General features: G+C 71.9%; 22 protein-coding genes and 1 tRNA gene. 6 read left to right on the top strand and 17 right to left on the bottom strand.

Annotated features, from left to right (window positions below; translation table 11 throughout):
• Positions 1 to 330: 330 nt before the first annotated feature.
• A complete protein-coding gene (locus ABZ842_RS09950) occupies positions 331 to 1764 on the bottom strand; it encodes a tetratricopeptide repeat protein (protein ID WP_361534661.1) in 1434 nt (477 codons plus the stop codon).
• Between the two features lie 237 nt (positions 1765 to 2001).
• On the opposite strand from ABZ842_RS09950, the gene ABZ842_RS09945 reads away from it, so the two are divergent.
• Positions 2002 to 2439 (top strand): hypothetical protein, encoded by a 438-nt coding sequence (locus ABZ842_RS09945; protein ID WP_361534658.1) that lies wholly within the window; start codon positions 2002 to 2004, stop codon positions 2437 to 2439.
• Between the two features lie 65 nt (positions 2440 to 2504).
• Positions 2505 to 3362, top strand: coding sequence for a fused MFS/spermidine synthase (locus ABZ842_RS09940; protein WP_361534655.1), 858 nt, complete (start codon positions 2505 to 2507; stop codon positions 3360 to 3362).
• 21 nt (positions 3363 to 3383) lie between these two features.
• On the opposite strand, the gene ABZ842_RS09935 is transcribed toward ABZ842_RS09940, so the two are convergent.
• Complete coding sequence (locus tag ABZ842_RS09935; protein WP_361534652.1) at positions 3384 to 3971, bottom strand: hypothetical protein; 588 nt, start codon at positions 3969 to 3971, stop codon at positions 3384 to 3386.
• Positions 3972 to 4132: 161 nt separating this feature from the next.
• On the opposite strand from ABZ842_RS09935, the gene ABZ842_RS09930 reads away from it, so the two are divergent.
• Both ABZ842_RS09930 and ABZ842_RS09925 read left to right on the top strand, forming a co-directional pair.
• Positions 4133 to 4855 (top strand): response regulator transcription factor, encoded by a 723-nt coding sequence (locus tag ABZ842_RS09930; RefSeq protein ID WP_361534649.1) that lies wholly within the window; start codon positions 4133 to 4135, stop codon positions 4853 to 4855.
• The gene (locus tag ABZ842_RS09925) at positions 4852 to 6267 is read left to right on the top strand and encodes a HAMP domain-containing sensor histidine kinase (protein ID WP_361534646.1); all 1416 of its coding nucleotides are present in this window, start codon (positions 4852 to 4854) and stop codon (positions 6265 to 6267) included. Before ABZ842_RS09930 ends, ABZ842_RS09925 begins: the two co-directional genes overlap by 4 nt.
• Positions 6268 to 6644: 377 nt before the next feature.
• Here ABZ842_RS09925 and ABZ842_RS09920 read toward each other — a convergent pair.
• From ABZ842_RS09920 to ABZ842_RS09905, 4 genes are all read right to left on the bottom strand, one after another.
• A tRNA-His gene (locus ABZ842_RS09920) sits at positions 6645 to 6717 on the bottom strand.
• Positions 6718 to 6848: 131 nt separating this feature from the next.
• Entirely contained in the window at positions 6849 to 7457 is a 609-nt protein-coding gene (orn, locus tag ABZ842_RS09915) for an oligoribonuclease (RefSeq protein WP_361534643.1), read from the bottom strand.
• 9 nt (positions 7458 to 7466) lie between these two features.
• Positions 7467 to 8651: a helix-turn-helix domain-containing protein gene (locus ABZ842_RS09910; RefSeq protein ID WP_361534640.1), complete on the bottom strand. Its 1185-nt coding sequence runs from the start codon at positions 8649 to 8651 to the stop codon at positions 7467 to 7469.
• Between the two features lie 397 nt (positions 8652 to 9048).
• Complete coding sequence (locus ABZ842_RS09905) at positions 9049 to 9477, bottom strand: hypothetical protein (protein WP_361534637.1); 429 nt, start codon at positions 9475 to 9477, stop codon at positions 9049 to 9051.
• 423 nt (positions 9478 to 9900) lie between these two features.
• Between ABZ842_RS09905 and ABZ842_RS09900 the strand changes: the two genes are divergently transcribed.
• Positions 9901 to 10422 (top strand): universal stress protein, encoded by a 522-nt coding sequence (locus ABZ842_RS09900; RefSeq protein ID WP_361535143.1) that lies wholly within the window; start codon positions 9901 to 9903, stop codon positions 10420 to 10422.
• Positions 10423 to 10812: 390 nt separating this feature from the next.
• On the opposite strand, the gene glmS is transcribed toward ABZ842_RS09900, so the two are convergent.
• The 3 genes from glmS to ABZ842_RS09885 all read right to left on the bottom strand — a co-directional run bounded on the left by glmS (position 10813) and on the right by ABZ842_RS09885 (position 14075).
• Positions 10813 to 12630 carry a glutamine--fructose-6-phosphate transaminase (isomerizing) gene (glmS, locus tag ABZ842_RS09895; protein ID WP_361534634.1) on the bottom strand — a complete coding sequence of 606 codons (1818 nt, stop codon included), beginning with the start codon at positions 12628 to 12630 and terminating at the stop codon, positions 10813 to 10815.
• Between the two features lie 81 nt (positions 12631 to 12711).
• Positions 12712 to 12984, bottom strand: a complete 273-nt coding sequence (locus ABZ842_RS09890; RefSeq protein WP_361535140.1) for a hypothetical protein — start codon at positions 12982 to 12984, stop codon at positions 12712 to 12714.
• 161 nt (positions 12985 to 13145) lie between these two features.
• Entirely contained in the window at positions 13146 to 14075 is a 930-nt protein-coding gene (locus ABZ842_RS09885) for a DUF4429 domain-containing protein (RefSeq protein ID WP_361535137.1), read from the bottom strand.
• Positions 14076 to 14226: 151 nt separating this feature from the next.
• On the opposite strand from ABZ842_RS09885, the gene ABZ842_RS09880 reads away from it, so the two are divergent.
• Positions 14227 to 15783 (top strand): beta-N-acetylhexosaminidase, encoded by a 1557-nt coding sequence (locus ABZ842_RS09880; protein WP_361534631.1) that lies wholly within the window; start codon positions 14227 to 14229, stop codon positions 15781 to 15783.
• A gap of 79 nt (positions 15784 to 15862) precedes the next feature.
• On the opposite strand, the gene ABZ842_RS09875 is transcribed toward ABZ842_RS09880, so the two are convergent.
• The 8 genes from ABZ842_RS09875 to ABZ842_RS09840 all read right to left on the bottom strand — a co-directional run bounded on the left by ABZ842_RS09875 (position 15863) and on the right by ABZ842_RS09840 (position 26783).
• Positions 15863 to 17668: an IucA/IucC family siderophore biosynthesis protein gene (locus tag ABZ842_RS09875; protein ID WP_361534628.1), complete on the bottom strand. Its 1806-nt coding sequence runs from the start codon at positions 17666 to 17668 to the stop codon at positions 15863 to 15865.
• Positions 17665 to 18234 (bottom strand): GNAT family N-acetyltransferase, encoded by a 570-nt coding sequence (locus tag ABZ842_RS09870; protein ID WP_361534625.1) that lies wholly within the window; start codon positions 18232 to 18234, stop codon positions 17665 to 17667. Before ABZ842_RS09870 ends, ABZ842_RS09875 begins: the two co-directional genes overlap by 4 nt.
• Entirely contained in the window at positions 18231 to 19472 is a 1242-nt protein-coding gene (locus ABZ842_RS09865) for a SidA/IucD/PvdA family monooxygenase (protein ID WP_361535134.1), read from the bottom strand. Before ABZ842_RS09865 ends, ABZ842_RS09870 begins: the two co-directional genes overlap by 4 nt.
• A 61-nt stretch (positions 19473 to 19533) precedes the next feature.
• The gene (locus ABZ842_RS09860) at positions 19534 to 20976 is read right to left on the bottom strand and encodes an aspartate aminotransferase family protein (RefSeq protein WP_361534622.1); all 1443 of its coding nucleotides are present in this window, start codon (positions 20974 to 20976) and stop codon (positions 19534 to 19536) included.
• Between the two features lie 438 nt (positions 20977 to 21414).
• Positions 21415 to 22281, bottom strand: a complete 867-nt coding sequence (locus ABZ842_RS09855) for a siderophore-interacting protein (protein ID WP_361534619.1) — start codon at positions 22279 to 22281, stop codon at positions 21415 to 21417.
• 386 nt (positions 22282 to 22667) lie between these two features.
• Positions 22668 to 23834: an acyl-CoA dehydrogenase family protein gene (locus tag ABZ842_RS09850; RefSeq protein ID WP_361534616.1), complete on the bottom strand. Its 1167-nt coding sequence runs from the start codon at positions 23832 to 23834 to the stop codon at positions 22668 to 22670.
• Positions 23835 to 23836: 2 nt separating this feature from the next.
• Positions 23837 to 24778 carry a hydroxymethylglutaryl-CoA lyase gene (locus ABZ842_RS09845; RefSeq protein WP_361534613.1) on the bottom strand — a complete coding sequence of 314 codons (942 nt, stop codon included), beginning with the start codon at positions 24776 to 24778 and terminating at the stop codon, positions 23837 to 23839.
• Positions 24768 to 26783 carry a biotin carboxylase N-terminal domain-containing protein gene (locus ABZ842_RS09840; RefSeq protein WP_361535131.1) on the bottom strand — a complete coding sequence of 672 codons (2016 nt, stop codon included), beginning with the start codon at positions 26781 to 26783 and terminating at the stop codon, positions 24768 to 24770. Before ABZ842_RS09840 ends, ABZ842_RS09845 begins: the two co-directional genes overlap by 11 nt.
• Positions 26784 to 26819 lie beyond the last annotated feature (36 nt).

The raw sequence follows: 26819 nt of genomic DNA, 5'->3' as shown, positions 1-26819 counted from the left end.
CCGGCTATGGATACCCCGCAGACAACCGTCTGGGGCAGCGAAACAGGGGCGCGGGGAACTGCGCGACAAGCCACCCACCGGGCCGCGGTGACCGATGCTCCCGCAGGGTTGCGGCGGGTGTGTCAGGGGCGCGAGGAACTGCGCGAGCAACACACCACCGGCCGGCAGGGACCGACGCTCCCGCAGGGTTGCGGCGGGTGTGTCAGGGGCGCGAGGAACTGCGCGACAAGCCCATCACCGGGCCGCAGACGGGCGCACCGGACGGGGACCACGAGCCCCATCGGTTGGGCGCCCGTGGGCCCGGGTCCATCCTGGCCGGGCCCACGGGCATCACGCGCGCGGCAGGAGGTCCTCGCAGCGCGCCAGGAACCCCGGCACCCCCTCCGCCCCCCGATGCGGGTCCAACGCCGTCGCCGTCGTCGTCACCATCGACTGGATCCGCGACGAGTGCACCCCGTCGAGGAGGTCCAGCACCCCGTGCCCCGCCGCCGCCGCCTCGTCGTGCGCACCGCCGTGCGCCAGCGACGTGGCGAGTTCGGCCCGGTAGAGCGCGAGGTTGCGGGTGAAGCGGTGGTCCTGGAGCTCCGCCGCGCGCCGCGCGTGGTGGACGGCCCGCGGCCACACCCCCAACCGGGCCCAGCACTGCGCCTGGAGGAACTCCAACTCCGGTTCGCCGAAGAAGGACATCCACTCGGGGTCCGTCGCCGAGTCGCCGCGGGCGTAGTGGGTGTGGGCCCGGCTCAGGGACTGCTCGCAGCCCGAGCGGTCGCCGAGCCCCGCCCACCCGCCCGCCTCGCGCAGCGCCAGCAGGGACAGCAGCCGCGGCGAGCCCAGGCCGTCCGCGGCGCGCTGGCCGGCCTGGGCGCAGCGCACCGCCTCCCGGTGCCGCCCGGCGTCCCGCGCCAGGAAGGACGCGTTGGAGAAGGCGTGCGCCTCCAGCGCCGCGTCCCCGGCCATCCGCGCCGTCGCAAGCGCCTCCGCGTAGTGCGAACGGGCGTCGGCCACCCGGCCCGAGTCGTGGGCCAGCCAGCCCACGGAGAGCGCGAGTTCGCCCGCGCCGGACTGGAGCCGGTCGATCGTCGAACTGCGCGCGGTCAGGCCGGCGTCCAACAGGACGTACGCCGCCCGCAACGGCTGCGCGGCGCGCTGGTACAGCCCGTCCGCGCCGTGCCGGTCGTCCAGCAGTCGGATCCGTCGTACGGCCTCCTCGACGGCGAGGACCTCGCCGTCGCCGATGCGCCGGCCCGTGGGCCCGGTGCCCGGCTCGGGCAGGGCGCTCAGTACGGCGCCGAGCCCGAGTCCGAAGGAGGCGGCTGCCACCGTGGCGGAGCCGCCCGTCATGAATGCGCGACGCAACACGTCGCTCTCCTCGTCGTTCATGCTGTCGTCAGTGCTGTCGGCAGTGCCTTCGGCCGCGGCCTCGCCCACGGGGTCCGCCGTGGTGCCGGTCGCGCTCCGGGGGGCGTCGGGCCGCGCGGGGGCGCGCCCACCGCCCCGTACCCGCTCCCTGGCCGTGAAGCCGAGGTCCGTCAGGTCGAGCCCGGGGAACATGTGCCGGAACACCCGTTCGTACGCGTAGTTCGGGCAGCGGATCTCGCCGGCCTCCACGCGTCCGATGTAACGGGCGTCGCACGAGACCTGCTCGCCGATCTCCCGGGCCGCCTTGCGCACGGCCGCAGCGAATTCACCGGGGGAGCGACTGCCGCGCAACCGCCGGAAGGCGAGGTTGGGAACCGCCCGCGATGCCCGTGACGACGACGCCATGGCCGAGCCCTCTCTGGTGCAGCCGTGTTCCCGGCGAGGCATGAACGTACCGGCTGCGACACCGGTTTCGCCGGGGGTTTGACCGCAATCCTGACCTTAAAGGCGATAACTCCCCCGGGATCTGCCATGAAGTGCCATCCTTTGCGGCGGAGTGTTGCCGTAGCCCTTGACGCTCCCGGGCGTTGAACCTCTTGGAGGCGCAATCCGTGTCTCGTGGTGAGCGAGGAGGGGATCCCCTTGTTGGAGACCGGCGTCGACGGCGGCACGCGAGAGCCCGTGGCGGTCGTCAGCGACCAGGAGCCGTGCGATCTGGTGACCGTCCCGACCCGACAGGGCCTCGAAGCAGTCGACATCCTGCGGCGCACCGCCGCTCCCGCGGTCGGTCCCGTCCTGCACGACGGCGACTGCGACACCCTCGGTTTCCTGGTGCCGTCCGGTACGGCCGGGGACTGGGACGTGCCGGGCAGCGCGTGTACCAGGACCGAGGGGGTGCAGCCGCGCCTTCCCGGGCACCGGGACAGGGACAGGGACAGGGACAGGGCCGCCGCCCCGGCCTGCGACCGCAGGTGGCTGCTGCCGCCCGGCGGCGGGGAGGAGGTCACCGACCCGGCGGCGCTGCGGGCGGCCCTCGGCGAGGCGGCCCGGTTGATCGAGGCCGCCGACCGCTGTAACTGAGGCCCCCGCACCGCACCCCCCGCCCCCATCGGGCGAAACGCTTCTTCGGTGCCGATAATGGGCGGGTGGCGAAGAGCGTTCGGCGGCGCGGGGACGAATCCGTGACCGCCCGGGTGGACGGCGGTACGGCGGAGCTGGTGCCGGACCCGGAGCGCTCGCGCGCCTGGACGCTGCTGGTGGACGGAGCGCCGCAGTCCCACGTCGACCTGGCCGACCCGACGCACCTGTCCTTCGCGTACCAGCGGCGCCTGGGGCACGTGGCCGACCTGGTGGCCCCGCCGGGCCGGCCGGTGCGCGTACTGCACCTGGGTGGCGGCGCGTGCACCCTCGCCCGGTACGTCGCCGCCACCCGGCCCCGCTCCACGCAGCAGGTCGTCGAGGTGGACCAGGGGCTGGTCCAGTTCGTCCGCACGCACCTGCCGTGGGATCCGAAGGCGCGGATCCGGGTGCGGACCGCGGACGCCCGCGCCGCGCTGGGCAAGCTGCCGGACGCCTGGGCCGACCTGGTGATCGCGGACGTCTTCAGCGGCGCCCGCACCCCGGCGCACCTCACCAGCGTGGAGTTCCTCGGCGAGGTCCGTCGGGTGCTGGCGCCCGGGGGCTGGTACGCGGCCAACCTCACCGACGGCCCGCCGCTGGCCCATCTGCGCGCCCAAGTCGCCACCGTCGCCGCCGCTTTCGCCGAGTGCGCGCTCGCCGCCGACCCGGTCGTCCTCCGCGGGCGGCGCTTCGGCAACGCGGTACTGGTGGGCGCGGACGGCGAGCTGCCGATCGCGGAGCTGACCCGCCGGGTGGCGAGCGATCCGCATCCGGGGCGGGTCGAACACGGCCGTACCCTCCTCGACTTCACCGGGGGCGCCGCCCCGGTCACCGACGCCGGCGCCCGACCCTCGCCCGCGCCGCCCCCCGACGCCTTCCGCTGAGCCGGAACAGAAGACCGTCCGTCAGGGCGAGTTGTAGAACTCGATCTTCGGCGGGCCCGCGTTCCACACGCAGAACACCGACTGTTCCCGGCCGTCCTTGGTGAACACGACCCGGATCCAGGTCGTGTCCCGGTAGACCTGCACCTGCCAGTCCGGGTTGGGCGTCGCCAACTCCAGCTCCGCCGAAGCCTCGTGCAGCACGAACACCGCCCGGCCGCCCTCGACCGTCTCGCCCCGGACCTCCCCGGACGGCTTCGCCGCCGGGGCGTCGGACGCGGTGGACGGCCGCAGCCCGGCCGGCTGGTCGTCGCTCGGCTGGGCCGAGGGGCCGCGGTCCTTCGCCGGCCGCGTGCCCGGCGACTTCCCCGCGTCCGCCTCGCCCTTCCCGTCCGCCGGCTCCTGCGCCGAGGACGTGGGCGGGGGCCGATGCGTGCTGGAGACGCGGGGCTTCGCCTGCGTGGTGGGGGCGTCCCCGGCGTTGATGGGCACGGCGCGCGGGCGGTCGTAAGCGGTCCCGGACATCACCGTGTGCACGCCCCACCACGTCAGCGTGACCGCTGCTCCGGTGGACAGCGACCACGCAATGGCATGTACAAGTCCTCTACGCATCGGGGCCATACTGCACCACACACCCCATCCGTGTCCCCAAGAGGATCGGCCTGCTCCGCATATCACGCGGTCGTCAACTTCCTTGGCCCGGTGGTGAACGACTGCGCGAACGGTCACTCGGGTGGGTCCGCGAGTACTCCGTATGGCGTACGGTGCGCCCCATGGCAAGTGTGCTCGTGGTCGAGGACGACCAGTTCGTGCGCTCCGCTCTGATCCGGCACCTGACCGAGGCGACCCACACGGTGCGCAGCGTCGGCACGGCCCTGGAGGCGCTGCGCGAGGTTGCTCATTTCCGGTTCGACGTGGTCATTCTCGATCTCGGACTGCCCGATCTGGACGGCTCCGAGGCGCTGAAGATGCTGCGCGGCATCACCGACGTACCGGTGATCATCGCCACCGCGCGGGACGACGAGGCCGAGATCGTACGGCTGTTGAACGACGGCGCCGACGACTACCTCACGAAACCCTTCTCCGTGGAGCATCTGTCCGCAAGGATGGCGGCCGTGCTGCGGCGATCCCGCGCCGCGGCCGGGGAGGACCCGCCGTCACGTGTGATCCAGGTGGGCGGACTCTCCATCGATCCGCTGCGCCGCCAGGCCGAACTCGACGGCTCCCCCCTCGATCTGACCCGCCGTGAGTTCGACCTGTTGACCTTCCTCGCCGGCCGGCCCGGCGTCGTCGTGCCCCGCAAGGAACTGCTCGCCCAGGTCTGGCAGCAGAGCTACGGCGACGACCAGACCATCGACGTCCACCTGAGCTGGCTACGGCGCAAGCTCGGCGAGACGGCGGCCCGACCGCGCTATCTGCACACGCTCCGCGGCGTCGGAGTGAAGCTCGAACCCCCCACCGGACATACAGAACACCAACGAGGTCATCAGAGATGAGATGGGCGCTGGTCAAGGTCGCACTGGCCGTCACCGTGATGGTCGTGGTCGCCTTCGCCGTACCGCTGGGACTGGTGATCAAGGAGATGGCGCAGGATCGGGCGCTCACCAACGCGGAACGCCAGGCCGCCGCCATCGTCCCCACCCTGTCGATCACCACCGAGCGCGCCCCGCTGGAGGTCGCGGTCCAGGCCACGCAGACGGGCGCCGCGGGCCGGATGTCGGTGCACATCCCGGCCGGCCGCGACGGCGACGGCCCCGTGGACATCGGTACGCAGCGGGCCGGCGAGGCCGACCAGGAACTCGTCCAGCGCCTGCGCCGCGCCGCCACCACCCAGGTCACCGGCGGGTTCGTGCTCCTCCAGCCGACCATCATCAAGGACGGCAGGATCGCGGTCGTCGAGGTCTTCGTCCCCACCAGCGAGACCAGTACGGGCGTGGTCACCGCGTGGCTGATGCTCGCCGGCGTCGGCCTCGCGCTGATCGTCGGCTCCGTCGCGGTCGCCGACCGCCTCGGCGTGCGGATGGTCCGCTCCGCGCAGCGGCTCGCCGGCGCCGCGCACGAGTTGGGCGAGGGCCGGCTGGGCGCGCGGGTGCCGGAGGAGGGCCCCACGGAGCTGCGGTCCGCCGCGATCGCCTTCAACGCGATGGCCGACCAGGTGGTCCAACTGCTGGCCAACGAGCGCGAGATGGCCGCCGACCTCTCCCACCGGCTGCGCACCCCCCTCACCGTGCTGCGGCTGAACGCGGCCTCGCTCGGTGACGGGCCCGCCGCCGAGCAGACCCGGGCCGCCGTCGAGCAGTTGGAGCGGGAGGTCGACATCATCATCCGCACTGCCCGCGAGGCGAAGCCGCAGACCACGGCGGTCGGCCCGGGCGCCGGCTGCGACGTCTCCGAAGTCGTCCGCGAGCGGATGGACTTCTGGTCCGCGCTCGCCGAGGACGAGGGCCGCAAAGTGCGGGTCGCCGGCGTCGACCGCCCGGTGCGGATCCCGGTCGCCCGCCCCGAACTGGCCGCGGCCCTCGACGCCCTGCTGGGCAACGTCTTCCGCCACACGTCGGAGGGCACGGCCTTCTCCGTCGACGTGCACAACGGCGAGGACGCGGTCATCGTGCTGGTCTCCGACGCGGGCCCCGGCATCGCCGACCCCGCAGCCGCGCTCGCCCGCGGCAACAGCGGCGCCCGCGACGGCTCAACCGGCCTTGGCCTGGACATCGTGCGCCGGGTCGCCGAGTCCACCGGCGGGGACGTGCGCATCGGCAGCTCGGTCCTGGGCGGCACGGAGGTCCGCATCTGGATCGGCCTCGGCACGGCCCCGGGCGCCGCCGAGGAGCGCCGCCGCGGTCATCGCGGCCCGGACCGCCGGCGTACCCTGATCGCAGCGGGACGCCGGGTCCGCGGCGACGTCTGAGCCGCCCCGCCCCGTCCGGGCGCCCGTCGGCGCCCGTAGGTTAACTGAAGCCGATGCTGCCCTTAAGGCGGTCCTAAAAACCCCGCCCGCGGTCCGATGTGCCCCGGATGCCGGTTTACGAGTCGCTAACGTGCTCTTCACCTCGCCGCCCCACCGGCGCGGTCACAAGATCCACCAGCACCACACCCCCCACCCGCGCGTCCCGGTCGGCCCCACCCCCCACATCCGACCGGGACGCGCGCTTTTTGGTGCCTGCCGCCTCGGACCCGACCCTCGCGCCCGGCCCTCCGACCCTCCGGCCCTCGGACCCGACCCGGGGCCCTTTGGGCACAACGCCAAGGGCCCCGGTCTCGCGACCGGGGCCCTTGATCAATCAGGGTGAGTGACGGGACTCGAACCCGCGGCATCCTGGACCACAACCAGGTGCTCTACCAGCTGAGCTACACCCACCATGACCGGTCGTTTTCCCGACCGGCCGAGAAAAAGTGTACAGGGTTCCGGAGGGTGCTCGCGCCACGGTTTCCGGGAACCCGGCGTCGGGGCCCCGAAGGGCCCCGACGGCGATGCGTCGGCGATGCGACCTAGTGTCCGTCCGCCGGCACCACGTGCTTCGCCGCGATCGCCTTCGCCGTCTCGGAGTCCGGGCCGGGCTGCGGCACGAAGACCGCCTCGCGGTAGTACCGCAGCTCCGCGATCGACTCGCGGATGTCCGCCAGCGCCCGGTGGTTGCCGTTCTTCTCCGGGCTGTTGAAGTACGCCCTCGGGTACCAGCGCCGCGCCAGCTCCTTCACGGAGGAGACGTCGACGATCCGGTAGTGGAGGTACTGCTCCAGCGCCGCCATGTCCCGGGCCAGGAAGCCGCGGTCCGTGCCGACCGAGTTCCCGCAGAGCGGGGCCTTGCGGGGCTCCTTGACGTGCTCGCGCACGTACGCCAGGACCTGCGCCTCGGCGTCGGCGAGCGTGGTGCCGCCCGCCAGCTCGTCGAGGAGGCCCGAGGCGGTGTGCATCTGCCGCACCACCTCGGGCATGGACTCCAGCGCCGCGTCCGGCGGGCGGACGACGATGTCCACCCCTTCGCCGAGCACGTTCAGTTCCGAGTCGGTGACCAGCGCGGCCACCTCAATGAGTGCGTCGTCCGCCAGCGAGAGCCCGGTCATCTCGCAGTCGATCCACACCATGCGGTCGTTCATGCGTCCACTTTATGGCGCACTCCGCTGGCCGGGCAGACTGGGACGTCCCGGACCTGGCACGTACGCCCCCGTCGGAGGTTTCCCCAGCTCGGGCGGGGGTCCACCCGGGCCGCCCGGACCCGACGCGCGCCGGGCCTGGACCGGTACCACCGATTCGACCGCGGGCGGCGCGGAGTCGCCCTGGGGGCGACGCACCCGGTACGCGGCGCGGTAGGCCGCCGGGGACGAGCCCAGCTGGCGCCGGAAGTGGCCGCGCAGCGCGACGGGGGAGCGGAAGCCGCAGCGGCCCGCCACCTCGTCGACCGAGTAGTCCGAGGTCTCCAGCAGCCGCTGGGCCTGGAGCACCCGCTGGGTGATCAACCACTGGAGCGGCGCACTGCCGGTCAGTGAGCGGAATCGCCGGTCGAAGGTGCGCCGGCTCATGTACGCCCGGGCCGCCAGGGTCTCCACGTCGAACTGTTCGTGAAGGTGCTCCAGCGCCCACGAGACGACCTCGGCCAGCGGGTCCGACCCGATTTCCTCTGGTAAAGACCTGTCCAGATAGCGCTCCTGCCCACCGCTGCGCCGGGGCGGTACGACCAGCCTGCGCGCGAGCGCACCGGCGGCCTCCGTGCCGTGATCCGTACGCACGATGTGCAAACAGAGATCGATTCCGGCCGCCGTTCCGGCGGAGGTGAGCACATCGCCGTCGTCGACGAAGAGCTCGCGCGGATCGACGTGCACTGACGGGTACCGCTTCGCCAGCGTGGGCGCGTACATCCAGTGCGTGGTCGCCGGGCGGCCGTCCAGCAGACCGGCGGCGGCGAGCACGAAGGCTCCCGTGCACAGTCCGACTATGCGGGCGCCCTCCTCGTGTGCGCGGCGCAGCGCTTCCAGCGCCTCGGGCGGCGGCGGAGAGGTGATCGACCGCCAGGCCGGCACCACGACCGTGCCCGCGCGACCGATCGCTTCGAGACCGTACGGTGCGGTCAGCTCAAGACCGCCCGTGGTCCGCAACGGACCCTCTTCGCCTGCGCAGACGAGCAGTCGATAGCGAGGTACTCCGGCGTCCTGGCGGTCAATCCCGAACACCGAAAGCGGTATGGAACTCTCAAAGATGGGGCCGCCGCTGAACAGCAGTACGGCGACGACTTCACGGCGCCGACGCCCGGAGAGCTTTCGTGCTGCCTCCGGTGCGGCGGAGTCCTGACTCATGACGCTAAGCCCCCCTCGGTGTTCGCGTCTCCCCGTTCTTTCCGGGCCGTTCGCTCCTGCACTTTTCCCCTCGGTTTTGCCCGAGTACCCGGGCCTTCGATACTCATGATCGAATCTACTGCGTCCCGTGGCACCGACGAGACAAGTTCGTCATGCCCCGCTATGTCTGCCTGGGAACTTGGCGCGAAGCATTCGATCACGAAGCGTTCCATCTGCAAGCCCCGCAGGGAAGTGCGCCTCACGTGCATGGCCCGTCCACGTAGGGTGCGACGGCTGTCGAAGACGCTTCCCTGCCTGGTGACAAGGGGGTTCTCGGGCCATTTGCCCAAGGGGTCGGGGGTGGTGCGAAGTTGGCTGAAACTATACGGGTGTGGCCGTGCGACGACGGCGGCTGAACTCAGCCGCCGGGGGTACGTTCCACGCCGCCGCGCGCCGGGGCGCCCTCTTCCTTCGCCGAGCGCCGGTGGCGCGACGCCGGCGGCTCGCCCTCCCGCGCCCGCGCCGCGTTGCGCTCGGAGTGCCGCAACAGCATCCGACAGGCCGCGGTGACCGCGGCGAGCCCCAGTGCGACGGCGGTCGCGCCGCCGACGGACGCCCCGTACACCACGAGCACGACCGGGACGAGCAGGCAGCTGAAGGCCGCCCAGCGGACCACTTCGCCGGCCGGGTCGGCGGCCGTGCCGGGAGCACCGGGGGAGGGGCAGGTGCACGGCGGCACGGGGTCCCGTCGGGGCGCTTCGGCGTCCCCGGGCCCGGCGCCGGAGGCGGGCCGGGAGGCGCTGCGATCGGCGGTGCAGGACGCGGCGGCGGACGAGTGCGCGGGCACGGAAGCTCCCTCTGGGCTGCGGAGTGACCGAGGTGCCAACGAGGACCGCTGCCTTCCGGTCACTGCGGCTCGGAACACCTCGACCACTTGGACGGCACCCGAACGGTCACCCCCCGCGTTCACCGGGCTCCCCCACGTGACCAGTGCGGACGTGGATGCACCACATCTCGGCCGCCCGACGGGACGACTCGAACGCCGCCAGGTGTCTAGACCGCTGTAGACGCCACATGGCATTGCCAACCCGAAGGCCCTGAGGCATGCTCCCTGGAACTGCCCGATTGGGGCGGTCACCTCTGGGCATGAGAGGAGTGTCGCCGTACCCTTGCGGGTATGGGCCAGGGAAGATGATTCCCGGACACAGCACCGTCAAAGTCTGTCCACTTGTTCTCCCCTCCCACTGAGGACTCCTTCGCCGAGACACCGATGGCCGGTCACGAGATCCCCGAACCCGCGGACCGCAAGCAGGTAGCCGACCCCCTGTCGGATCTGCAAGCGGCTGAAGAGGCACGCCATTCCTGCGATCCGGCCTTCCGGCACGGAGTCGTCGTCGGCTTCGACGGGTCGACCTCCAGCGAGCGGGCGCTGGCGTACGCGATCGGGATGGCGCGTCGCTCCGGCTCCGGCCTGATCATCGTCCACGTGGCGAACCGGCTGCCCACCACGGTCTGGGCGGGCTGCGAGCCCCCCGTCTTCGTCGACGTCCCCGACCACCGCACCGAGGTGTTGGGCCTGGAGTTGGCCTGCGCCGACTACCTCACCGAGGTGCCGTGGATCCTGGTGGAGCGCGGTGGCGACATCTGCCACGAGTTGGAGGAGGTCGGCCGGGAGTACTCCGCCGACGCCATCGTGGTGGGCTCGACGCACGGCATCGTCGGACGCATCTTCGGCTCGGTGGCCGGCCGGCTCGCCCGCCGGGCGCAGCGGCCCGTCGTCGTCATCCCCTGACCCTGACCCCGGCCCGCGCCGCGTGACACGGGGTCAACTGACCCCGTACGAGGCGTGGTTCGCCGGAAGATCCCGGAACTCTACTGGTGCGTAGAGGTGCGTCGTGCGCTGGTGGAGGGTACATAGCGGTCGCCGGGCCGTCGTCTCGCCCGCGACAACTCCACAGGACGGAACGGGAGGCCGCCGCCGGACGACCGCGTACGGCGCGGTGAGGAACGGGCGTCCTCCCGCCGCACGCGCCGCCGGTCGGGGAGTGACGGCCACCGGCCGAGCGGGCGCAGGCCGGTGCTGGTCGGTCGCACGCACCGGCTGCTGACGTTCCCCCGCGCGACACGGTGGCGACGCGCGGGGGAACGGCTGTGTCCCTCCCCCGCGCGGCGCCCACGGGTGTCACTCCACGGTGACGGACTTCGCCAGGTTGCGCGGCTTGTCGATGTCCCGGCCCATGGCCAGCGCGGTGTGGTACGCGAAGAGCTGGAGCGGGATGCCCATCAGGATCGGGTCCAACTCGGGCTCGTTCTTCGGCACGACGACGGTGTGGTCGGCCTTCTCCTGCTCGCGGTGGGCCACGGCGAGGATGCGACCGCTGCGGGCCTTGATCTCCTCCAGCGCGGCCCTGTTCTTCTCCAGCAGGTCGTCGTCGGGGACGATCGCCACCGTCGGCAGCGCGGGCTCGATCAGTGCCAGCGGCCCGTGCTTGAGCTCGGAGGCCGGGTACGCCTCGGCGTGGATGTAGGAGATCTCCTTGAGCTTCAAGGACGCCTCCAGGGCCACCGGATAGCCGCGGACCCGTCCGATGAACATCATCGACTGCGCCCCGGCGTACTCCTCGGCGAGCTTCTTGACGTCGTCCTCGGACTGCAGGATCTCGGCGATCTGCTCCGGCAGCCGGCGCAGGCCCTCGATGATCCGCTTGCCCTCGGAGACCGACAGGTCGCGGATCCGGCCGAGGTGGAGCGCGAGGAGCGCGAAGGCGACGACGGTGTTGGTGAAGCACTTCGTCGACACCACGCAGACCTCCGGCCCGGCGTGGACGTACACGCCGCCGTCGGCCTCGCGCGCGATCGCCGAGCCCACCACGTTCACCACGCCCAGCACCCGGGCGCCCTTGCGCTTGAGCTCCTGGACGGCGGCGAGCACGTCGTACGTCTCGCCGGACTGGGAGACCGCGACGTACAGGGTGTCCGGGTCGACGACCGGGTTGCGGTAGCGGAACTCGGAGGCGGGCTCGGCGTCCGCGGGGATGCGGGCCAGCGACTCGATGAGCCCGGCGCCGATCATGCCCGCGTGGTACGAGGTGCCGCAGCCGAGGATCTTGACCCGGCGGATGGAGCGGGCCTCGCGGGCGTCCAGGTTGAGGCCGCCGAGGTGCACGGTGGAGAACCGGTCGTCGATCCGGCCGCGCAGCACGCGGTCCACCGCGTCCGCCTGCTCGCAGATCTCCTTGTGCATGTACGTGTCGTGGCCGCCCATGTCGTACGACTCGGCCTCCCACTCCACCGTGGTGGGCGTGGCCGTGGTGGTCGAGCCCTCGGTGGTGTAGGTGCGGAAGTCGTCGGCCTTGAGGGTGGCCATCTCGCCGTCGTCGAGGGTGACGACCTGCCGGGTGTGGGCGACCAGGGCGGCGACGTCGGAGGCGACGAACATCTCCTTCTCGCCGATGCCGAGGACGACCGGGGAGCCGTTGCGGGCGACCACGATGCGGTCGGTGAAGTCGGCGTGCATCACGGCGATGCCGTAGGTGCCCTCGACGACCTTGAGGGCGTGCCGGACCTTCTCCTCCAGCGTCTCGGCGGCGGAGCGCGCGATCAGGTGGGTGAGCACCTCGGTGTCGGTCTCCGAGGCGAAGACGACGCCCTCGGCCTCCAGCCGGGCGCGCAGTTCGGCCGCGTTGTCGATGATGCCGTTGTGGACGACGGCGACCTTCTCGTCGAGGGAGAGGTGCGGGTGGGCGTTCTCGTCGCTGGGGGCGCCGTGGGTGGCCCAGCGGGTGTGTGCGATGCCGGTGGTGCCGGCGAACCGCTTGGGCACCCGGGCCTCCAGGTCGCGCACCCGACCCTTGGCCTTGACCATCTTCAGGCCGGCGGCCTTGGGGCTGGTGATCACCAGGCCCGCGGAGTCGTAGCCCCGGTACTCCAGCCGCTGCAGGCCCTCCAGCAGCAGCGGTGCCACGTCACGCTTGCCGATGTATCCGACAATTCCGCACATAAAGGTTCTTCCCCTCCATAGGTGGGAGATCTTCGGGTCGCTGCCCGGTGGCGCCGCAGGCGCCGGTCGGCGACGCCGTCGTCAGCCGTAGACCATGCGGCGCAGCTGGCGGAGCGAGAGCTCCGGCGGTGCGACCGCGCGGTGCGGCAGTTCGGCGGCGATCCGCTCGAAGATCTCCGAGTTCGCCAGGCCCGCCGACTGAAGTTCGCGGTGGCGGCGGCGGACGTAGGTCTCCGTCTTCTCGTCGAAGTACGCCAGCACGTCCAGCACCACCCGCACCGCCTCACCGCGCTGGAGCGCGGTGCTGCGGACGAGGTGGTCTATGAGGTCGTCGTGCGCGTGCGCGGGCTGCACGGCCCGCGGCGCGGAGGATGACGGACGACCGGGCTGACGGTGTTCGAGCACCCGTAGATACTGGGGGGTCGATACGTTCGAATGCAAGAATCCTGCCCGATTCCGGGCAGGATTCTTCGGAATCCACGGCAGGCGGGTGTATCAGTGCGCTGTGGGGTGGGTCACAGGCGCTTGAGCAGGGCCTGCTTGGCGGTGCTGAACTCGTCGTCCGTGAGTATGCCGGTCCGGTGCAGCTCGCCCAGCTCGCGCAGCCTGCGCAGCAGCGCGTCCGTCTCGTCGCCGTCGTCCCCGCCGCCGGGCGCAGCCGCGGGCGGTGCCTGAGGGGCGGCCGGCTTCGTCAGGGCGGGGACGGGGTGCGCCGCGGGTACGGCGGCGGGCTCGTCGACGGGCGCGTACGGATGCGGTAGCCGCGCCACCACGGCCGCGCCCACCAGCGCCATCAGCGGGTCCTTGCGAAAGCCCCACAGGTCGACCGCGTACGGGTCGTACTTGGCCGGCGTGACGGAGCGGTCCTTGGCGACGGCGAAGCGCAGGAAGCCGTTCTCCAGGCCGCCCGACGGCTGCCACTCGACGGACTGCACGTCGGCGAGGTCGACGGTGCGGGGTCCGCCGGACGCCTTGGACTCCTCCGTCTTCCAGTTCCAGCTGAGCCGGATCTGCTCGCCGTCGAAGTCGACGGTGCCGTCCCCGGCGCTCGCGCTGATCGGCAGCGCCGGCCCCGGCAGCAGATAGCGCCGTGTCGACTCGGCGCCGATCTGCTCGATGACCAGGGCGTTGCGCAGCTCGTCCACGAAGTACTCGGCGACCCCGCTGCGGTCGTTGTCCACGGTGAGCGCGTACGGGGCCGAACCGTCCCGCAGCCGGCCCCCGGTGAGCTGGAGGAGCGGATCGGCGCCGCTGCGCAGCCGTAGGCGCAGGCGTCCGGACTTCCGGCCCGGCTCGAACGACGCCCCGGCCACGGCCTCCAGCGGCACCGCCAGCTCGCCCAGCGTCCTGCGCAGCAGGCCGACGCCCTTGTCGGCGCCCGGGACGATGCGGACGGTGTCCCCGTCGAAGGTCCAGGTGCCGTCCTTCTGGATGATTTCCGCCATGGCCATGAAGGAGATTGTTCCACCCCCGCACGGGGCGGACGGCCAAGCCGCGGGCGCCGTGGGTCGCGATGGACCACGCTTGGTCTAGACCTGGATGGCCGAGTCGGGGACGATGGCGCGAGGCTCGACGTCTGTTGAAGGGAACCAGCCCGTGAGTGTGTCCCGGACGAACCTCCGGTCGCCCGACTCCGATCCCGTCCCCGTGTCCGCCCTCGGGAACGTCGTTCCCGCGCCCTCATCCGTACGGCCGGGCGGCACTCCGTACACGATCACCTCCGCCACCGCGATCCGGATCGACGACGCGCCGGAGGTGCGCGCCGTGGGCGAGCAGCTCGCCGCGCTCCTGCGGCCGTCCACCGGGTACCCGCTGCCGGTGACCCCGGGCTCCGGCGCCGACGGCGTGCAACTGCGCCTGGACGCCGCCGCGGGCGAACTGGGCGATGAGGGCTACCGGCTGGAGTCCACCGGGGACGGCGTCCTGCTGACGGCCCGCGAGCCGGCCGGCCTCTTCCACGGCGTGCAGACGCTGCGCCAACTGCTGCCGCACGCCGTGGAGGCGGACGCCGTGCAGCCGGGGCCGTGGACCGTGCCCGGCGGCACGATCACCGACGTGCCGCGCTATCCGTACCGCGGCGCCATGCTCGACGTCTCCCGGCACTTCTTCACCGTCGAGCAGGTCAAGCGCTATGTGGACCAACTCGCCCTCTACAAGATCAACACGCTCCATCTGCACCTCACGGACGACCAGGGCTGGCGCATCGCCGTCGACTCCTGGCCGCAGCTCACCGCCGTCGGCGGCTCGACCTCCGTGGCCGGCACCGGCGGCTTCTACACCAAGGAGCAGTACCGGGAGCTGGTGGAGTACGCCGCCGCCCGCCACATGGAGGTCATCCCCGAGATCGACGTCCCGGGCCACACCAACGCCGCACTGGCCTCGTACGCCGAGCTGAACCCCGACGGCGAGGCCCGGCCGCTGTACACCGGCACCGAGGTCGGCTTCAGCTCGCTGTGCGCCGACAAGCCGGTGACGTACGACTTCATGGACGACGTGATCCGCGAGATCGCCGCGATCACCCCCGGGGCCCGCCTCCACATCGGCGGCGACGAGGCCGACAACACCAGCGCCGAGGACTACGCCGCGATCATGGCGAAGGCGCAGGAGTCGGTGGCGCGGCACGGCAAGGAGGTCGTTGCCTGGCACCAGGTCACGGGCACGGAGGTGGCCGACGGCGCCTGGGTGCAGTACTGGGGCACGGACGAGACGAAGCAGGAGGAGCGCGCGCAGGTGGCGGCGGCGGTGCGCGCCGGCGCACGGCTGATCCTGTCCCCGGCGGACCGCGCCTACCTCGACATGAAGTACGACGCGGACTTCGCACTCGGGTTGCAGTGGGCCGGTCTGGTGGAGGTCGACCGCTCCTACGACTGGGACCCGGCGACGTACCTCGCCGACGAGGGCGTGCCGGCGGATGCGGTCCTCGGGGTCGAGGCGCCGCTGTGGACCGAGACGCTCGCCACCAACGCCGAGTTGGAGTCGATGGCCTTCCCCCGGCTGCTGAGCGCGGCGGAGAAGGGCTGGTCGCGCGGTGACCTGCCCTGGGAGGGTTTCCACGAGCGACTGGTGGACCAGGGCAGGCGACTGACCGCGCTGGGCATCGCGTACCACCCGTCCCCGAAGGTGGAGTGGGCGGCCGACGAGAACGTTTCCTAGCGCGGAGAAACGCGGAGAAACGCGGAGAAAAGGGGACGGGCACCCCCGAGGGACCGTGTTCGGGGGTGCCCGCCCGGCTCTATGCGGCCGGCTCGGCCAAGGGGTTGCGGAGCGTGCCGACGAGTTGGAGCGCGCCGGAGGGGTCCGCGAGGTCGAGCATCTGCCGGTTGTCGCGCAGCTGGAGCCGGTTGAGGCAGGAGAGCGCGAACTCGGGCGCGAACAGGTCGTACTCGGCGAACTTGTCCGCCAGGTGCGGCACGGCCTCCTGGTACCCGCGCACGCACTCCGCGACGGTCCGCCAGAAGGCGTCCTCCGTCATCAGCCCCTCGGCCACCAGCGTCGCCGCCAGGAAGCGGAAGAAGCAGTCGAAGACGTCCGTGAAGATCGACAGCAGCTTCATCGCGTCGGGGACGTCGGCGCGGATGCGCTCCACCGTCGGCGGCAGCACCGCGTCCGGGTCCAGCACCGCGATCTCCTCCGCGATGTCCTTGAAGACCGTGCGCCGCACCGCCCCGTCGGGCCCGAGGACCAGGATCACGTTCTCGCCGTGCGGCATGAAGACCAGGTCGTACGCGTAGAAGCTGTGCAGCACGGGCGTGAGGTACGCGTCCAGGTAGCCGCGCAGCCACGCGGTGGGCGCGAGCCCCGACGCGTCGATCAGCGCGCCGACGAACGACGCCCCGGCGCGGTCCGTGTGCAGCAGCGACGCCATGGTGGCGAGGCGTTCGCCGGGCGCAAGCGCGGGCACCGGGCTCTCCCGCCACAGCGCCGCCAGCATCTTGCGGTACGCGGAGTGGCGGTCGGTCGCCCGCTCGTACTGCCGGTGGTGGTAGCCGACGGCCGCGTGCTCGCGGATGATCGAGAAGCGGCTGGCGCGCAGCACCTCGTCCCGGTCGATCAGCGCCGCGAGCCAGTCGTTGATCGCCGGGGTGGCCTTCATGTACGCCGCCGAGAGTCCGCGCATGAAGCCCATGTTGAGGACCGACAGCGAGGTCTTCACGTAGTGCTTGTGCGGGGCGCTGGTGTTGAAGAAGGTCCGGATGGACTGCTGGGCCAGGTACTCGTCGTCCCCGGGGCCGAGGAAGACCAGGCGCTGCTGGGCGACCTCGCCGGCGAAGCTGACGGAGAGTTTGTTCCACCACTGCCAGGGGTGCACCGGCAGCAGGTAGTAGTCGGCCAGGTCGAGCCCGAGTTCCTTCATCCGCCCGGCGAACCGGGCGAGGGCGCCTTCGCCGAGCTCGTCGTGGACCAGGGTGTCGTAGTCCAGGTCGGCGCCGGAGGTGAAGGTGGCGTGGTCCCGGCGGGCGGCGAGCCAGATCAGCCGGATCTCGCTGGCCGCCTCCGGGGCGTACGACAGGTATTCGTGGACGCCGAAGCCGAGGCGGCCGTTGTTGGCGACGAAGCAGGGGTGGCCCTCGGTCATCCCGGTCTCGATGGCCTGGAAGTCGGCCGCGGCCAGCTGTGCCGCGGTCACCGCCGGCTTGGCGAGCTTGTACGCCGTGCCGGCCAGCGTGGAGGAGATCTCCTCCAGGTACACCGGCAGGATCTCGTCGCGCAGCCCGAGCGCCCCGCGCAGCTCGATGCAGAAGTCGAGTGCGTCCAAAGGCAGTTCGGCGCCGTCGCGGTGGCGGGTGAGGGAGTCGGCGTCCACGTGCCAGTGGTCCAGGGCGAAGCGGCGGGCGGTGAAGCGGTACTCGGTGCCCGCGTCGTCGCTGGCCACCCGGTAGGCGCCCGCGTCCCCGGGCGCGCCGGGGCCGTCGCCGACCGGCTCGGGGGTCAGCAGCCGCTCGTGGGCGAACTCCGCGAGCGCCTTGCGCACCAGCAGCCGGTTGGCGTGCTCCCACAGCTCGGGCGTCAGGTGCGCCACTGCGTCGGCGGCGGTCATCGGGCCACCGCCCGTCCGGCCGCGACCGCGGCGCTGTCCTTGAAGGACGCCCGGGTGCAGAAGCTGAGGTAGGCGTCCTTCTCCGGCTTGCTGATCCGGCCGGCGACCTCGAAGCCGACGTACGAGTTGAGCGCGTGCACCGCCGCATTGCCGACGTCGGGCTCGACGACCACGCGTTCGGTCGCCGGATCGGCGAACAGGGCGTGCATGACGGCGGTGATCACGGCCCGGGTGAAGCCGTGCACCGGGGTGTCGGTCGGCGCGACGAGGAAGTGCATGCCGACGTCGCCGGGCCGGTGGTCGTACAGACCCACCAGCTCGACGTGCGCCGGGTCGTACCGCTCCATCAGGAAGGCGGGCTCGCCGTCCGCGCCGTGCCCGATGAAGGCGTGGTGGTGCTCGCTCGCCGTGATCGCGGTGTACTCCCGCTCGACGTCCTGGAGCTCGAAGTCGGACATCAGCCAGAACCCGGCTTTGGGGTGGGTGACCCAGCCGTGCACCAACTCGGCGTCGGTGCGGGGGTCGAGCGGTCGTACGGTGAATCCCAGCGGGCGGGGGGCGGTCATACCGAGAACTCCTGGAACGCGATCGTCTTCTCCACGGCGTAGTACTCGGAGCCGAGCATTTCGCCGATGATGTAGGCATTGCGGTACGCACCCATGCCCAGGTCGGGCGAGGTGATCGAGTGCGTGTGCACGCCCGCGTTCTGGAGGAAGATCTCGCGTCCGACGGTGTCGATCGAGTAGTTCCGGGCGACGTCGAAACGGCCCTTGCCGTCCCAGCGGATGCGGTCGTGCAGCGGTGCGAGGAAGGCCGGCGGCTCGTACTTGTAGCCGGTGGCCAGGATCAGGCCCTCGGTGCGCAGCTCGTAGTCCTTGCCCTGCTCCTCCTGGCGCAGGCCGAGGGCGTACGTGCCGGACTCCTCGTCGTAGCTCGCGCCGTTGAGGGCGGAGTTGGTGAGCAGTCGGGTGGGCACCGGGCCCTTGAGGTTCTTCTGGTACAGCAGGTCGAAGATGGCGTCGATCAGATCGCCGTCGATCCCCTTGAACAGGCCCTTCTGCTGGGACTCCAGCCGGTAGCGGGTCTCCTCCGGCAGCCCGTGGTAGTAGTCGATGTACTCCGGGGAGGTCATCTCCAGCGTCAGCTTGGTGTACTCGAGCGGGAAGAAGCGCGGGGAGCGGGTGACCCAGTTCAGCCGGTAGCCGTGGACGTCGATCTCGGAGAGCAGGTCGTAGTAGATCTCCGCGGCGCTCTGGCCGCTGCCGACGAGCGTGATCGACTCCTTGGCCTGGAGCGCTTCCTTGTGGTGCACGTACCGGGAGTTGTGCAGGTAGTCGCCGCCGAGGTCGCGGCAGGACTCGGGGACGTACGGCGGGGTGCCGGTGCCCAGCACGATGCGGCGGGCGGGCAGCACGGAGCCGTCCGCGGTGTGCACCCGGTAGAGGCCGTCCGCGTGCTCGATGCGGGTGACCGTGGTGTTGAAGCGCACGCAGCCGAGTTGGGCGGCGGCCCAGCGGCAGTAGTCGTTGTACTCCGTGCGCAGCGGGTAGAAGTTCTCCCGGATGTAGAAGGAGTACAGCCGGCCGCACTGCTTGAGGTAGTTGAGGAAGGAGTACGGCGAGGTCGGGTCGGCCAGGGTGACCAGGTCCGACATGAACGGCGTCTGGAGGTGGGCGCCTTCGAGGAACATGCCCGAGTGCCACTCGAAGTCCGGCTTGGACTCCAGGAAGAGGCCGTTCAGCTCCTCGATCGGTTCGGTGAGGCAGGCGAGACCCAGGTTGAACGGGCCGAGGCCGACGCCGATGAAGTCGTACGGTTCGACGGCCCGTTCCGCGGCGGGTTCGGCGGCCGGTTCGAGGGGCGGCTCAAGAGGCGTGGACAAGGTTCTCTCCCAGGTACTGCTCGGCGTGGCCGGCGATCAGATCGAGCACGGCGGCGATGTCGTCGACCGTCGTCTCGGGGTTGAGCAGGGTGAACTTCAGGTACTGGCGGCCGTCGACCTTGGTGCCGGCGACCACGGCCTCCCCGGAGGCGAACAGCGCCTTGCGGGCGTAGAGGTTGGCCCGGTCGATCAGGGCGGGGCTGGTGACGGCCTCGGGCACGTAGCGGAAGACGAGGGTGGACAGCTGCGGGCGGACGACGACGTCGTAGCGGGGGTCGCCGGCGAGCGTCTGCCAGCCGGCCTCGGCCAGGTCGCAGACCTCGTCGAAGAGGCCGCCGACGCCGTCGGCACCCATCACGCGCAGCGTCATCCACAGTTTGAGGGCGTCGAACCGGCGCGTGGTCTGGAGCGACTTGTCGACCTGGTTCGGAATCTTCTCCTCCACCGTCCGCCGGGGGTTGAGGTAGTCCGCGTGGTACGTGGCGTGGCGCAGCGTCGCCCCGTCGCGCACCAGCACCGCGGACGAACTCACCGGCTGGAAGAAGGACTTGTGGTAGTCGACCGTGACGGAGTCCGCGTGCTCGATGCCGTCGAGGAGGTGGCGGCGGGCGGGGGAGGCGAGCAGCCCGCAGCCGTACGCCGCGTCCACGTGCATCCAGGCCCCGTACCGCTCGGCGAGCTCTGCGATCTCGGGCAGCGGGTCGATCGACCCGAAGTCGGTCGTGCCGGCGGTGGCCACGATCGCCATGGGTATCGAGCCCTCGCGCTGGCAGCGCTCCAACTCGCCGGCCAGCGCCAGCGTCTGCATCCGGCGGTCGCGGTCGGTGGGCAGGGCGACGACCGCGTCCTGGCCCAGGCCCAGCAGTTTCGCCGACTTCTGGACGCTGAAGTGGCTGCACTCGGAGGTGAAGATGCGCAACCGGTGCAGCTCGCTGGTCTTGGCCTCCTCGCGGGCCAGCAGCAGCGCCTGGAGGTTGGACTGGGTGCCGCCGCTGGTGAACACCCCGTCGGCCGCGTCGCCGAGCCCGATGCGGCCGGCCGTCCAGTCGACCAGCCGGCGCTCGATGAGGGTGCCGCCCGCGCTCTGGTCCCAGGTGTCGAGGGAGGAGTTCACGGCGGAGAGCACGGCCTCGCCGAGGACGGCGGGGATGACGACCGGGCAGTTCAGGTGCCCGAGGTAGCGGGGGTGGTGGAAGTAGACGGCGTCCCGGAGGTACACCCGGTCCAGCTCGTCCAGGGCGGCGGAGGCGTCGCCCAGGGGCTGGTCGAGGTCGATCGCGGAGATCGTCGGTGCGAGTTGGTCGACGGTGACTCCGGTGAACGGCTGCCGGGTTGTGGCGAGTCGGTTCGCCACCCGCTCGACTCCTTCGGTCACGGAGCGCCGGTAGCTCTCCGCCGTTACGTCATTGAGCAGGTGCGAGCGCATGCAATGTCCTCCCGGATGCGGGGACTTGGGTCGCCTCAGGACAGGAGTGGGGACGAGGGCGACGCAGGGAAGGTTAGCCTAACCTAACCATTCCGGGAAATTGCGCTCCGGATCCGATCTGCTGCGCTGGTTATGGCGTTGTTCACATGCCGTTTGACCGGTTGTCGCGCATGGCGCGCGGTGGGGCCGCGCGGGGTGGGGCGGGGGCGCGTACGCCGTCGCGCTCGGGCGCATCGAAGTGCGCCCGGACGCGCCGTTTGTCGCGGACCGGCGGGGCATGCATGCCCGTGGGGGGCCGTGCAAGACCGCCCCACCGTGGATCGGCCACTAATTGGCCGAAAGCTCATGGGTGATGTGGGGGTGTGAGGGAAGAGAGGTTTGAAAGGTGGGGATGGTGTGCGTGGGGCGTGTGTGTCCCGGCGGTGCCGGCGCCGGGTCTCAGCCCTCGTCGGCGCCGGCCGGCTCCTCCCGCAGCCCGTCCTCGCTGATGCCGCGACGCCAGTACCCGACGAAGGTCACCTTGCGCCGGTCGATGCCCCGCTCGCCCACCAGATGGCGCCGGAGCGCCTTTACGCCGCCGGACTCGCCGGCGATCCAGGCGTACGGGGTCCCGCTCGGGAACTCGGCGGCGGCGACGGCCGCCACGGCGGAGGGCGCGCCCTCGTCCCGCACCAGCCAGACGACCTCCACCTGTGCGTCCGTCTTCAACTCGATCCGGTCCGCGGCGTGCGGCACCTCCAGCCACACCTTGGCGGGCAGCCCCGGCGGCAGCCATTCGAGGATCGCCGCGACGGCGGGCAGCGCCGTCTCGTCGCCCCAGATCAGCGTCCAGTCCGTGCCGTGGGGCGGGCGGAAGCGCACGGAGGTGTTGTCCGCGACGGCCGGGCCCAGCACCATCGCCCGCTGCCCCGGCTCCGCTTGGGCCGCCCAGCGGCAGGCGGGGCCGCCGTCCTCGTGCACCGCGAAGTCGATGTCGAACTCGCGCGTGCCGTCGGCGCGGTCGCGCTGGGCGCGCACGGTGTACGAGCGCATGACCGCGCGCACGTGCTCCGGCAGCGCCCGCCAGGCGGCGAATATCGCGCTGCCGTCGCCTTCGTCGCCGCCGGCCTCCAGGGGCACGATGGGGCCGTCCTGCCCGGGGTGCGGGAGGAAGAGGGAGAGCGACTGGTCGCGCCCGCCGGCCTCGAAGTCGTCGAGCCGCTGGCGCGGGAAGCCCTCGAAGGTGACGCGGATGAGGGAGGGGCCGAGCTGCTTGGTCGCCGCGACGCGGAGGGGGAAGAAGCGGAAGGGGGGTGGCTGGGTCATGAGGGCGGCCTCTCCCGTTGGGTGCGTCGATGAACCCCGGGCGAGCGCCCCGCCCAGGTCAGGTTAGCCTAACCTGACCTCTTGCTGGCCGCGTGCCCGTGCGGGCGCGCTGTGCGCCCCGGCGGCTGGCTTGTCGCGCGTTCCTACCCCTGCGCCCTGCGGGCACAGGGGTAGGCCCAGCGCCCCTTGACCACTCGCCGTTACACGAGACGAAGACGGCCGACCACCAGGCCGCAGTGATGAGCGCTCCCGCGGGGATACGGCGAGGGGCTTTTAGGGGCGCGCTCGGGCAACGTAGCCGCAGGGGCACGGCGTGCGAGGCATGGGCGCGCCGGGGCAACGCAGCCGCAGGGGGGCAGCGCGCCCCGCAGAGGGCAGGGCGCGAGCTAGCTCGTGAGGCCCAGCTCGCGGGCGATCAGCATGCGTTGGACCTCGCTCGTCCCCTCGCCGATCTCCAGGATCTTCGAGTCCCGCCACATCCGGGCCACCGGATACTCGTTCATGAAGCCGTAGCCCCCATGAATCTGCGTCGCCTCCCGCGCGTTGTCCACCGCCACCGTCGACGAGTACAGCTTCGCCAACGCCGCCTCCTTCTTGAAGGACTCGCCCCGCACCAGCCGCGACGCCGCGTCGCGCCAGCCCACGCGGGCCATGTGCGCCCGCATCTCCATGTCCGCGATCTTGAACTGGATCGCCTGGTTCGCGCCGATGGGGCGCCCGAAGGCGTGCCGCTCCTTCGCGTACTTCACGGACTCGTCCACGCACCCCTGCGCCAGCCCCGTCGCGAGCGCGGAGATCGCGATCCGGCCCTCGTCCAGGATGCGGAGGAACTGCGCGTACCCCCGGCCCTCCTCGCCGAGCAGGTTCCCCAGCGGCACGCGGACGTCGTCGAAGGACAGCTCTCGGGTGTCCGAGGCGTTCCAGCCGACCTTGGAGTACGCGGGGGCGAACGAGAAGCCCGGCGTGCCGGACGGGACGATGATCGACGAGATCAGGGGCTTGCCGTCGGGCGTCCGACCGGTGACCGCGGTGACCGTCACCAGGCCCGTGATGTCCGTGCCGGCGTTGGTGATGAAGCACTTGGAGCCGTTGATCACCCACTCGCCGGCCGCCTCGTCGCGCACCGCCGTGGTCCTGGTGCCGCCCGCGTCGGAGCCGCCTTCGGGCTCGGTGAGCCCGAACGCGCCCAGCAACTCGCCGGAGCACAGCCGCGGCAGCCACTGCTGCTTCTGCTCCTCCGTGCCGAAGCGGTACACCGGCATCGCGCCCAGCGACACCGCGGCCTCCAGCGTGATCGCCACGGAGGAGTCGACGCGCGCCAGCTCCTCCAGGACGATGCCGAGGGCGAGGTAGTCGCCGCCCATGCCGCCGTACTCCTCGGGGAAGGGCAGCCCGAACAGGCCCATGCGGCCCATCTCGCGCACGATCTCGTAGGGGAACTCGTGGCGCTCGTACAGATCGCCGATCTTCGGGGCCATCACGGTGTGCGCGAAGTCCTCGACCGTGCGGCGGAGTTCCTCGTGCTCGGGGGTGAGCCGGTGGTCAAGGGACATGGTCACTCCTTGTGGGAGAGGGCGCGAACGGTGCGGGAGGGGCTGGGGCGGCCCAGCTGCTCGGCCATCCACACGCTGGTGGCGGTGAGCCGGCCGAGGTCGACCCCGGTCTCGATGCCGAGGCCGTGCAGCATCCACACGAGGTCTTCGGTGGCGAGGTTGCCCGTGGCGCTCTTCGCGTACGGGCAGCCGCCGAGGCCGCCCGCGGAGGCGTCGACGGTGGTCACGCCGTGCTCCAGCGCGGCGAACGTGTTGGCCAGGGCCTGGCCGTAGGTGTCGTGGAAGTGGACGGCGAGCGCGGAGGTGGGCACGCCCTCCTCGTTCAGCTGGGCCAACAGGTCCAGGACGTGCCCGGGGGTGGCGACGCCGATCGTGTCGCCCAGCGAGATCTCGTCACAGCCCAGCTCCCGCAGCCGTCGGGCGACCTTCACCACCTGGTGCACCGGAACCGGCCCCTCCCAGGGGTCGCCGAAGCACATCGACAGATAGCCGCGGACGTGGATCTTGTCGGCCTTGGCGCGCGCCACGACCGGCTCGAACATCGCCAGGGACTCGGCGACGGTCCGGTTCAGGTTCTTGCGGGCGAAGGTCTCCGTCGCCGAGCCGAAGACGGCGATCCGGCGGGCGCCCAGCGCCACGGCCCGGTCGAAACCGCGTTCGTTCGGTACGAGGACGGGCAGGGCGACGCCCTTCAGATCGGTGACCCGGGGGAAGAGCTTCTCCGCGTCGGCCAGTTGGGGCACCCACTCGGGGCGCACGAAGCTGGTCGCCTCGACCGTGGTCAGTCCGGCGTCGGCGAGGCGGTGCACGAACTCCGCCTTCACCTCGGTGGGGATGACCGCCTTCTCGTTCTGGAGGCCGTCGCGGGGGCCGACCTCGTGGATCCGCACCCGGGGCGGCAGGTCCTGCGCCGGGAACTCCATCGGCAGCCCGTCAACGTCCATCGCTCGCCTCCGTGCTCTGCTCGCCGCTCTCGGCCGCGGAATCGGCCGCGGAATCGGCCGCGGTCTCGGCATCGGATTCGTCCGGGGCGACCACGGCCAGCAGTTGGTCCATGGCGACGGTCGTCCCGGGGGTGACGTCCAGTTCGGTGACCCTCCCGGCGTGCGGCGCGGCGATGACGTGCTCCATCTTCATCGCCTCGACGACCAGCAGGCTCTGGCCCGCGGCCACCCGGTCCCCAACGGCCACCTTGACCACCGTGACCGTGCCCGGCATCGGCGCGGCCAGGCTGTCCGCGCCCGCGTGGGCCGCGGAAGAGAGCGCGGCGGCGACCGGGTCGTGGTCCTGCACGTGCCAGGAGTCGCCGTCCCGACCGAGCCAGTCGGCCGCCCGGTGGAAGGCGTGCACGACGCCGTCGAGCGTCACGGTGACCCGGTCGGCGGTGACGGTCGCGGACGCCGGCGCCTCGAACGTCACCGGCTCGTGCCCCGGTACGCGCAGCGGGAACGCGAGCGGCGCCGGCGCCCCGCCGAGGCGCCAGCCGTCCGGCCGGGCGAAGGGGTCCGTCCAGCCGCCCCGCTCCGGTGCGGGGGCGAGCGCGGCCCGGCGGACGGCCGCCGCTGCCGCGTACACCTCGACGGGCACCTCCCGCTCCACCAGCCCGTCGGCCTCCCGCTCCACCAGGCCGGTGTCCAACGCGCCCGCGACGACGTCCGGGTGGCCCAGCAGCCGGCGCAGGAAGCCGGCGTTCGTCGGGACGCCGAGGGTGACCGTCTCGGCGAGCGCGGCGCGCAGCCGGCGCAGGGCGGTGGCGCGGTCGGGGCCGTACGCGATGACCTTGGACAGCATCGGGTCGTACAGGCTGGACACCTCGGTGCCCACGCTCAGCCCGGAGTCCGTGCGCACCCCGGAGCCCTGCGGCTCGTGCAGCGCGCGGACGGTGCCGCCGGCGGGCAGGAAGCCGCGCGCCGGGTCCTCGGCGCAGATCCGGGCCTCTATGGCGTGGCCGGTGAGCCGGACGTCGTCCTGTCCGTACGGCAGGGGCTCGCCGGCCGCGATCCGCAGCTGCCACTCCACCAGGTCCAGGCCGCAGACCAACTCGGTGACGGGGTGCTCGACCTGGAGGCGGGTGTTCATCTCCATGAAGTAGTACTGCGTGAGGTCGGTGCCGGGGACGATGAACTCGACCGTGCCCGCGCCGACGTAGCCGCAGGAGCGGGCCGCCTGCACGGCCGCCTCGCCCATCGCCGCCCGGGTGGCCTCGTCCAGCAGGACCGACGGCGCCTCCTCGATGACCTTCTGGTGGCGACGCTGGAGGGAGCACTCGCGCTCGCCGAGGTGGACGACGTTTCCGTGGGCGTCCGCCAGGACCTGGACCTCGATGTGGCGCGGGGTGTCGATCCAGCGCTCGACGAGGAGGGTGTCGTCGCCGAAGGAGGCGCGCGCCTCGCGCCGGGCCGCCGCGATCTCGTCCCGGAGCGCCGACTCCAGACGGGTCAGCCGCATGCCCTTGCCGCCGCCGCCCGCGGACGGCTTGAGCAGCACCGGCATGCCGATCCGACGGGCCGCCTCGGCGAGTTGGTCGTCCGTCAGCCCCGCGCCCGAGGAGCCCGGCACCACCGGCACCCCGGCGGCCAGCACGGTCTCCTTGGCGCGGATCTTGTCGCCCATGAGGGAGATCGCCGGGGCGGGCGGGCCGATGAAGACGAGTCCGGCATCGGCGCAGGCCCGGGCGAACGCCGCGTTCTCGGCGAGGAAGCCGTAGCCGGGGTGGACCGCTTCGGCGCCGGTGCGGGCCGCGGCGTCGAGCAGCCGTTCGGCGCTGAGGTAGCTCTCGGCGGCGGGCGCCGGGCCGATGCGGACCGCGGTGTCCGCCTCCCGCACGTGCCGGGCGTCGGCGTCCGCGTCGCTGAAGACGGCGACCGAGCGGACCCCCAGGGCCCGCAGGGTGCGGATGACGCGGACCGCGATCTCGCCGCGATTGGCCACCAGGACCGTGTTGAACATCGTCGTCGTCCCCTGTCCCTCGTCCGTCCCTCGTCC

The organism is Streptomyces sp. NPDC047315 (assembly GCF_040643215.1).
Lineage (GTDB): Bacteria > Actinomycetota > Actinomycetes > Streptomycetales > Streptomycetaceae > Streptomyces.
The sequence above is the reverse complement of the archived record's forward strand: the minus strand, read 5'-3'. Positions and strand labels throughout refer to the sequence as shown.

What these genes read in the sequence shown, in the direction of transcription:
- ABZ842_RS09950 (WP_361534661.1), bottom strand. Translation starts at nt 1,764, where the DNA reads ATGGCGTCGTCGTCACGGGCATCGCGGGCGGTTCCCAACCTCGCCTTC.
- ABZ842_RS09935 (WP_361534652.1), bottom strand. Translation starts at nt 3,971, where the DNA reads ATGCGTAGAGGACTTGTACATGCCATTGCGTGGTCGCTGTCCACCGGA.
- ABZ842_RS09930 (WP_361534649.1), top strand. Translation starts at nt 4,133, where the DNA reads ATGGCAAGTGTGCTCGTGGTCGAGGACGACCAGTTCGTGCGCTCCGCT.
- ABZ842_RS09925 (WP_361534646.1), top strand. Translation starts at nt 4,852, where the DNA reads ATGAGATGGGCGCTGGTCAAGGTCGCACTGGCCGTCACCGTGATGGTC.
- orn (WP_361534643.1), bottom strand. Translation starts at nt 7,457, where the DNA reads ATGAACGACCGCATGGTGTGGATCGACTGCGAGATGACCGGGCTCTCG.
- ABZ842_RS09910 (WP_361534640.1), bottom strand. Translation starts at nt 8,651, where the DNA reads ATGAGTCAGGACTCCGCCGCACCGGAGGCAGCACGAAAGCTCTCCGGG.
- ABZ842_RS09900 (WP_361535143.1), top strand. Translation starts at nt 9,901, where the DNA reads ATGGCCGGTCACGAGATCCCCGAACCCGCGGACCGCAAGCAGGTAGCC.
- glmS (WP_361534634.1), bottom strand. Translation starts at nt 12,630, where the DNA reads ATGTGCGGAATTGTCGGATACATCGGCAAGCGTGACGTGGCACCGCTG.
- ABZ842_RS09885 (WP_361535137.1), bottom strand. Translation starts at nt 14,075, where the DNA reads ATGGCGGAAATCATCCAGAAGGACGGCACCTGGACCTTCGACGGGGAC.
- ABZ842_RS09875 (WP_361534628.1), bottom strand. Translation starts at nt 17,668, where the DNA reads ATGACCGCCGCCGACGCAGTGGCGCACCTGACGCCCGAGCTGTGGGAG.
- ABZ842_RS09870 (WP_361534625.1), bottom strand. Translation starts at nt 18,234, where the DNA reads ATGACCGCCCCCCGCCCGCTGGGATTCACCGTACGACCGCTCGACCCC.
- ABZ842_RS09860 (WP_361534622.1), bottom strand. Translation starts at nt 20,976, where the DNA reads ATGCGCTCGCACCTGCTCAATGACGTAACGGCGGAGAGCTACCGGCGC.
- ABZ842_RS09855 (WP_361534619.1), bottom strand. Translation starts at nt 22,281, where the DNA reads ATGACCCAGCCACCCCCCTTCCGCTTCTTCCCCCTCCGCGTCGCGGCG.
- ABZ842_RS09850 (WP_361534616.1), bottom strand. Translation starts at nt 23,834, where the DNA reads ATGTCCCTTGACCACCGGCTCACCCCCGAGCACGAGGAACTCCGCCGC.
- ABZ842_RS09845 (WP_361534613.1), bottom strand. Translation starts at nt 24,778, where the DNA reads ATGGACGTTGACGGGCTGCCGATGGAGTTCCCGGCGCAGGACCTGCCG.
- ABZ842_RS09840 (WP_361535131.1), bottom strand. Translation starts at nt 26,783, where the DNA reads ATGTTCAACACGGTCCTGGTGGCCAATCGCGGCGAGATCGCGGTCCGC.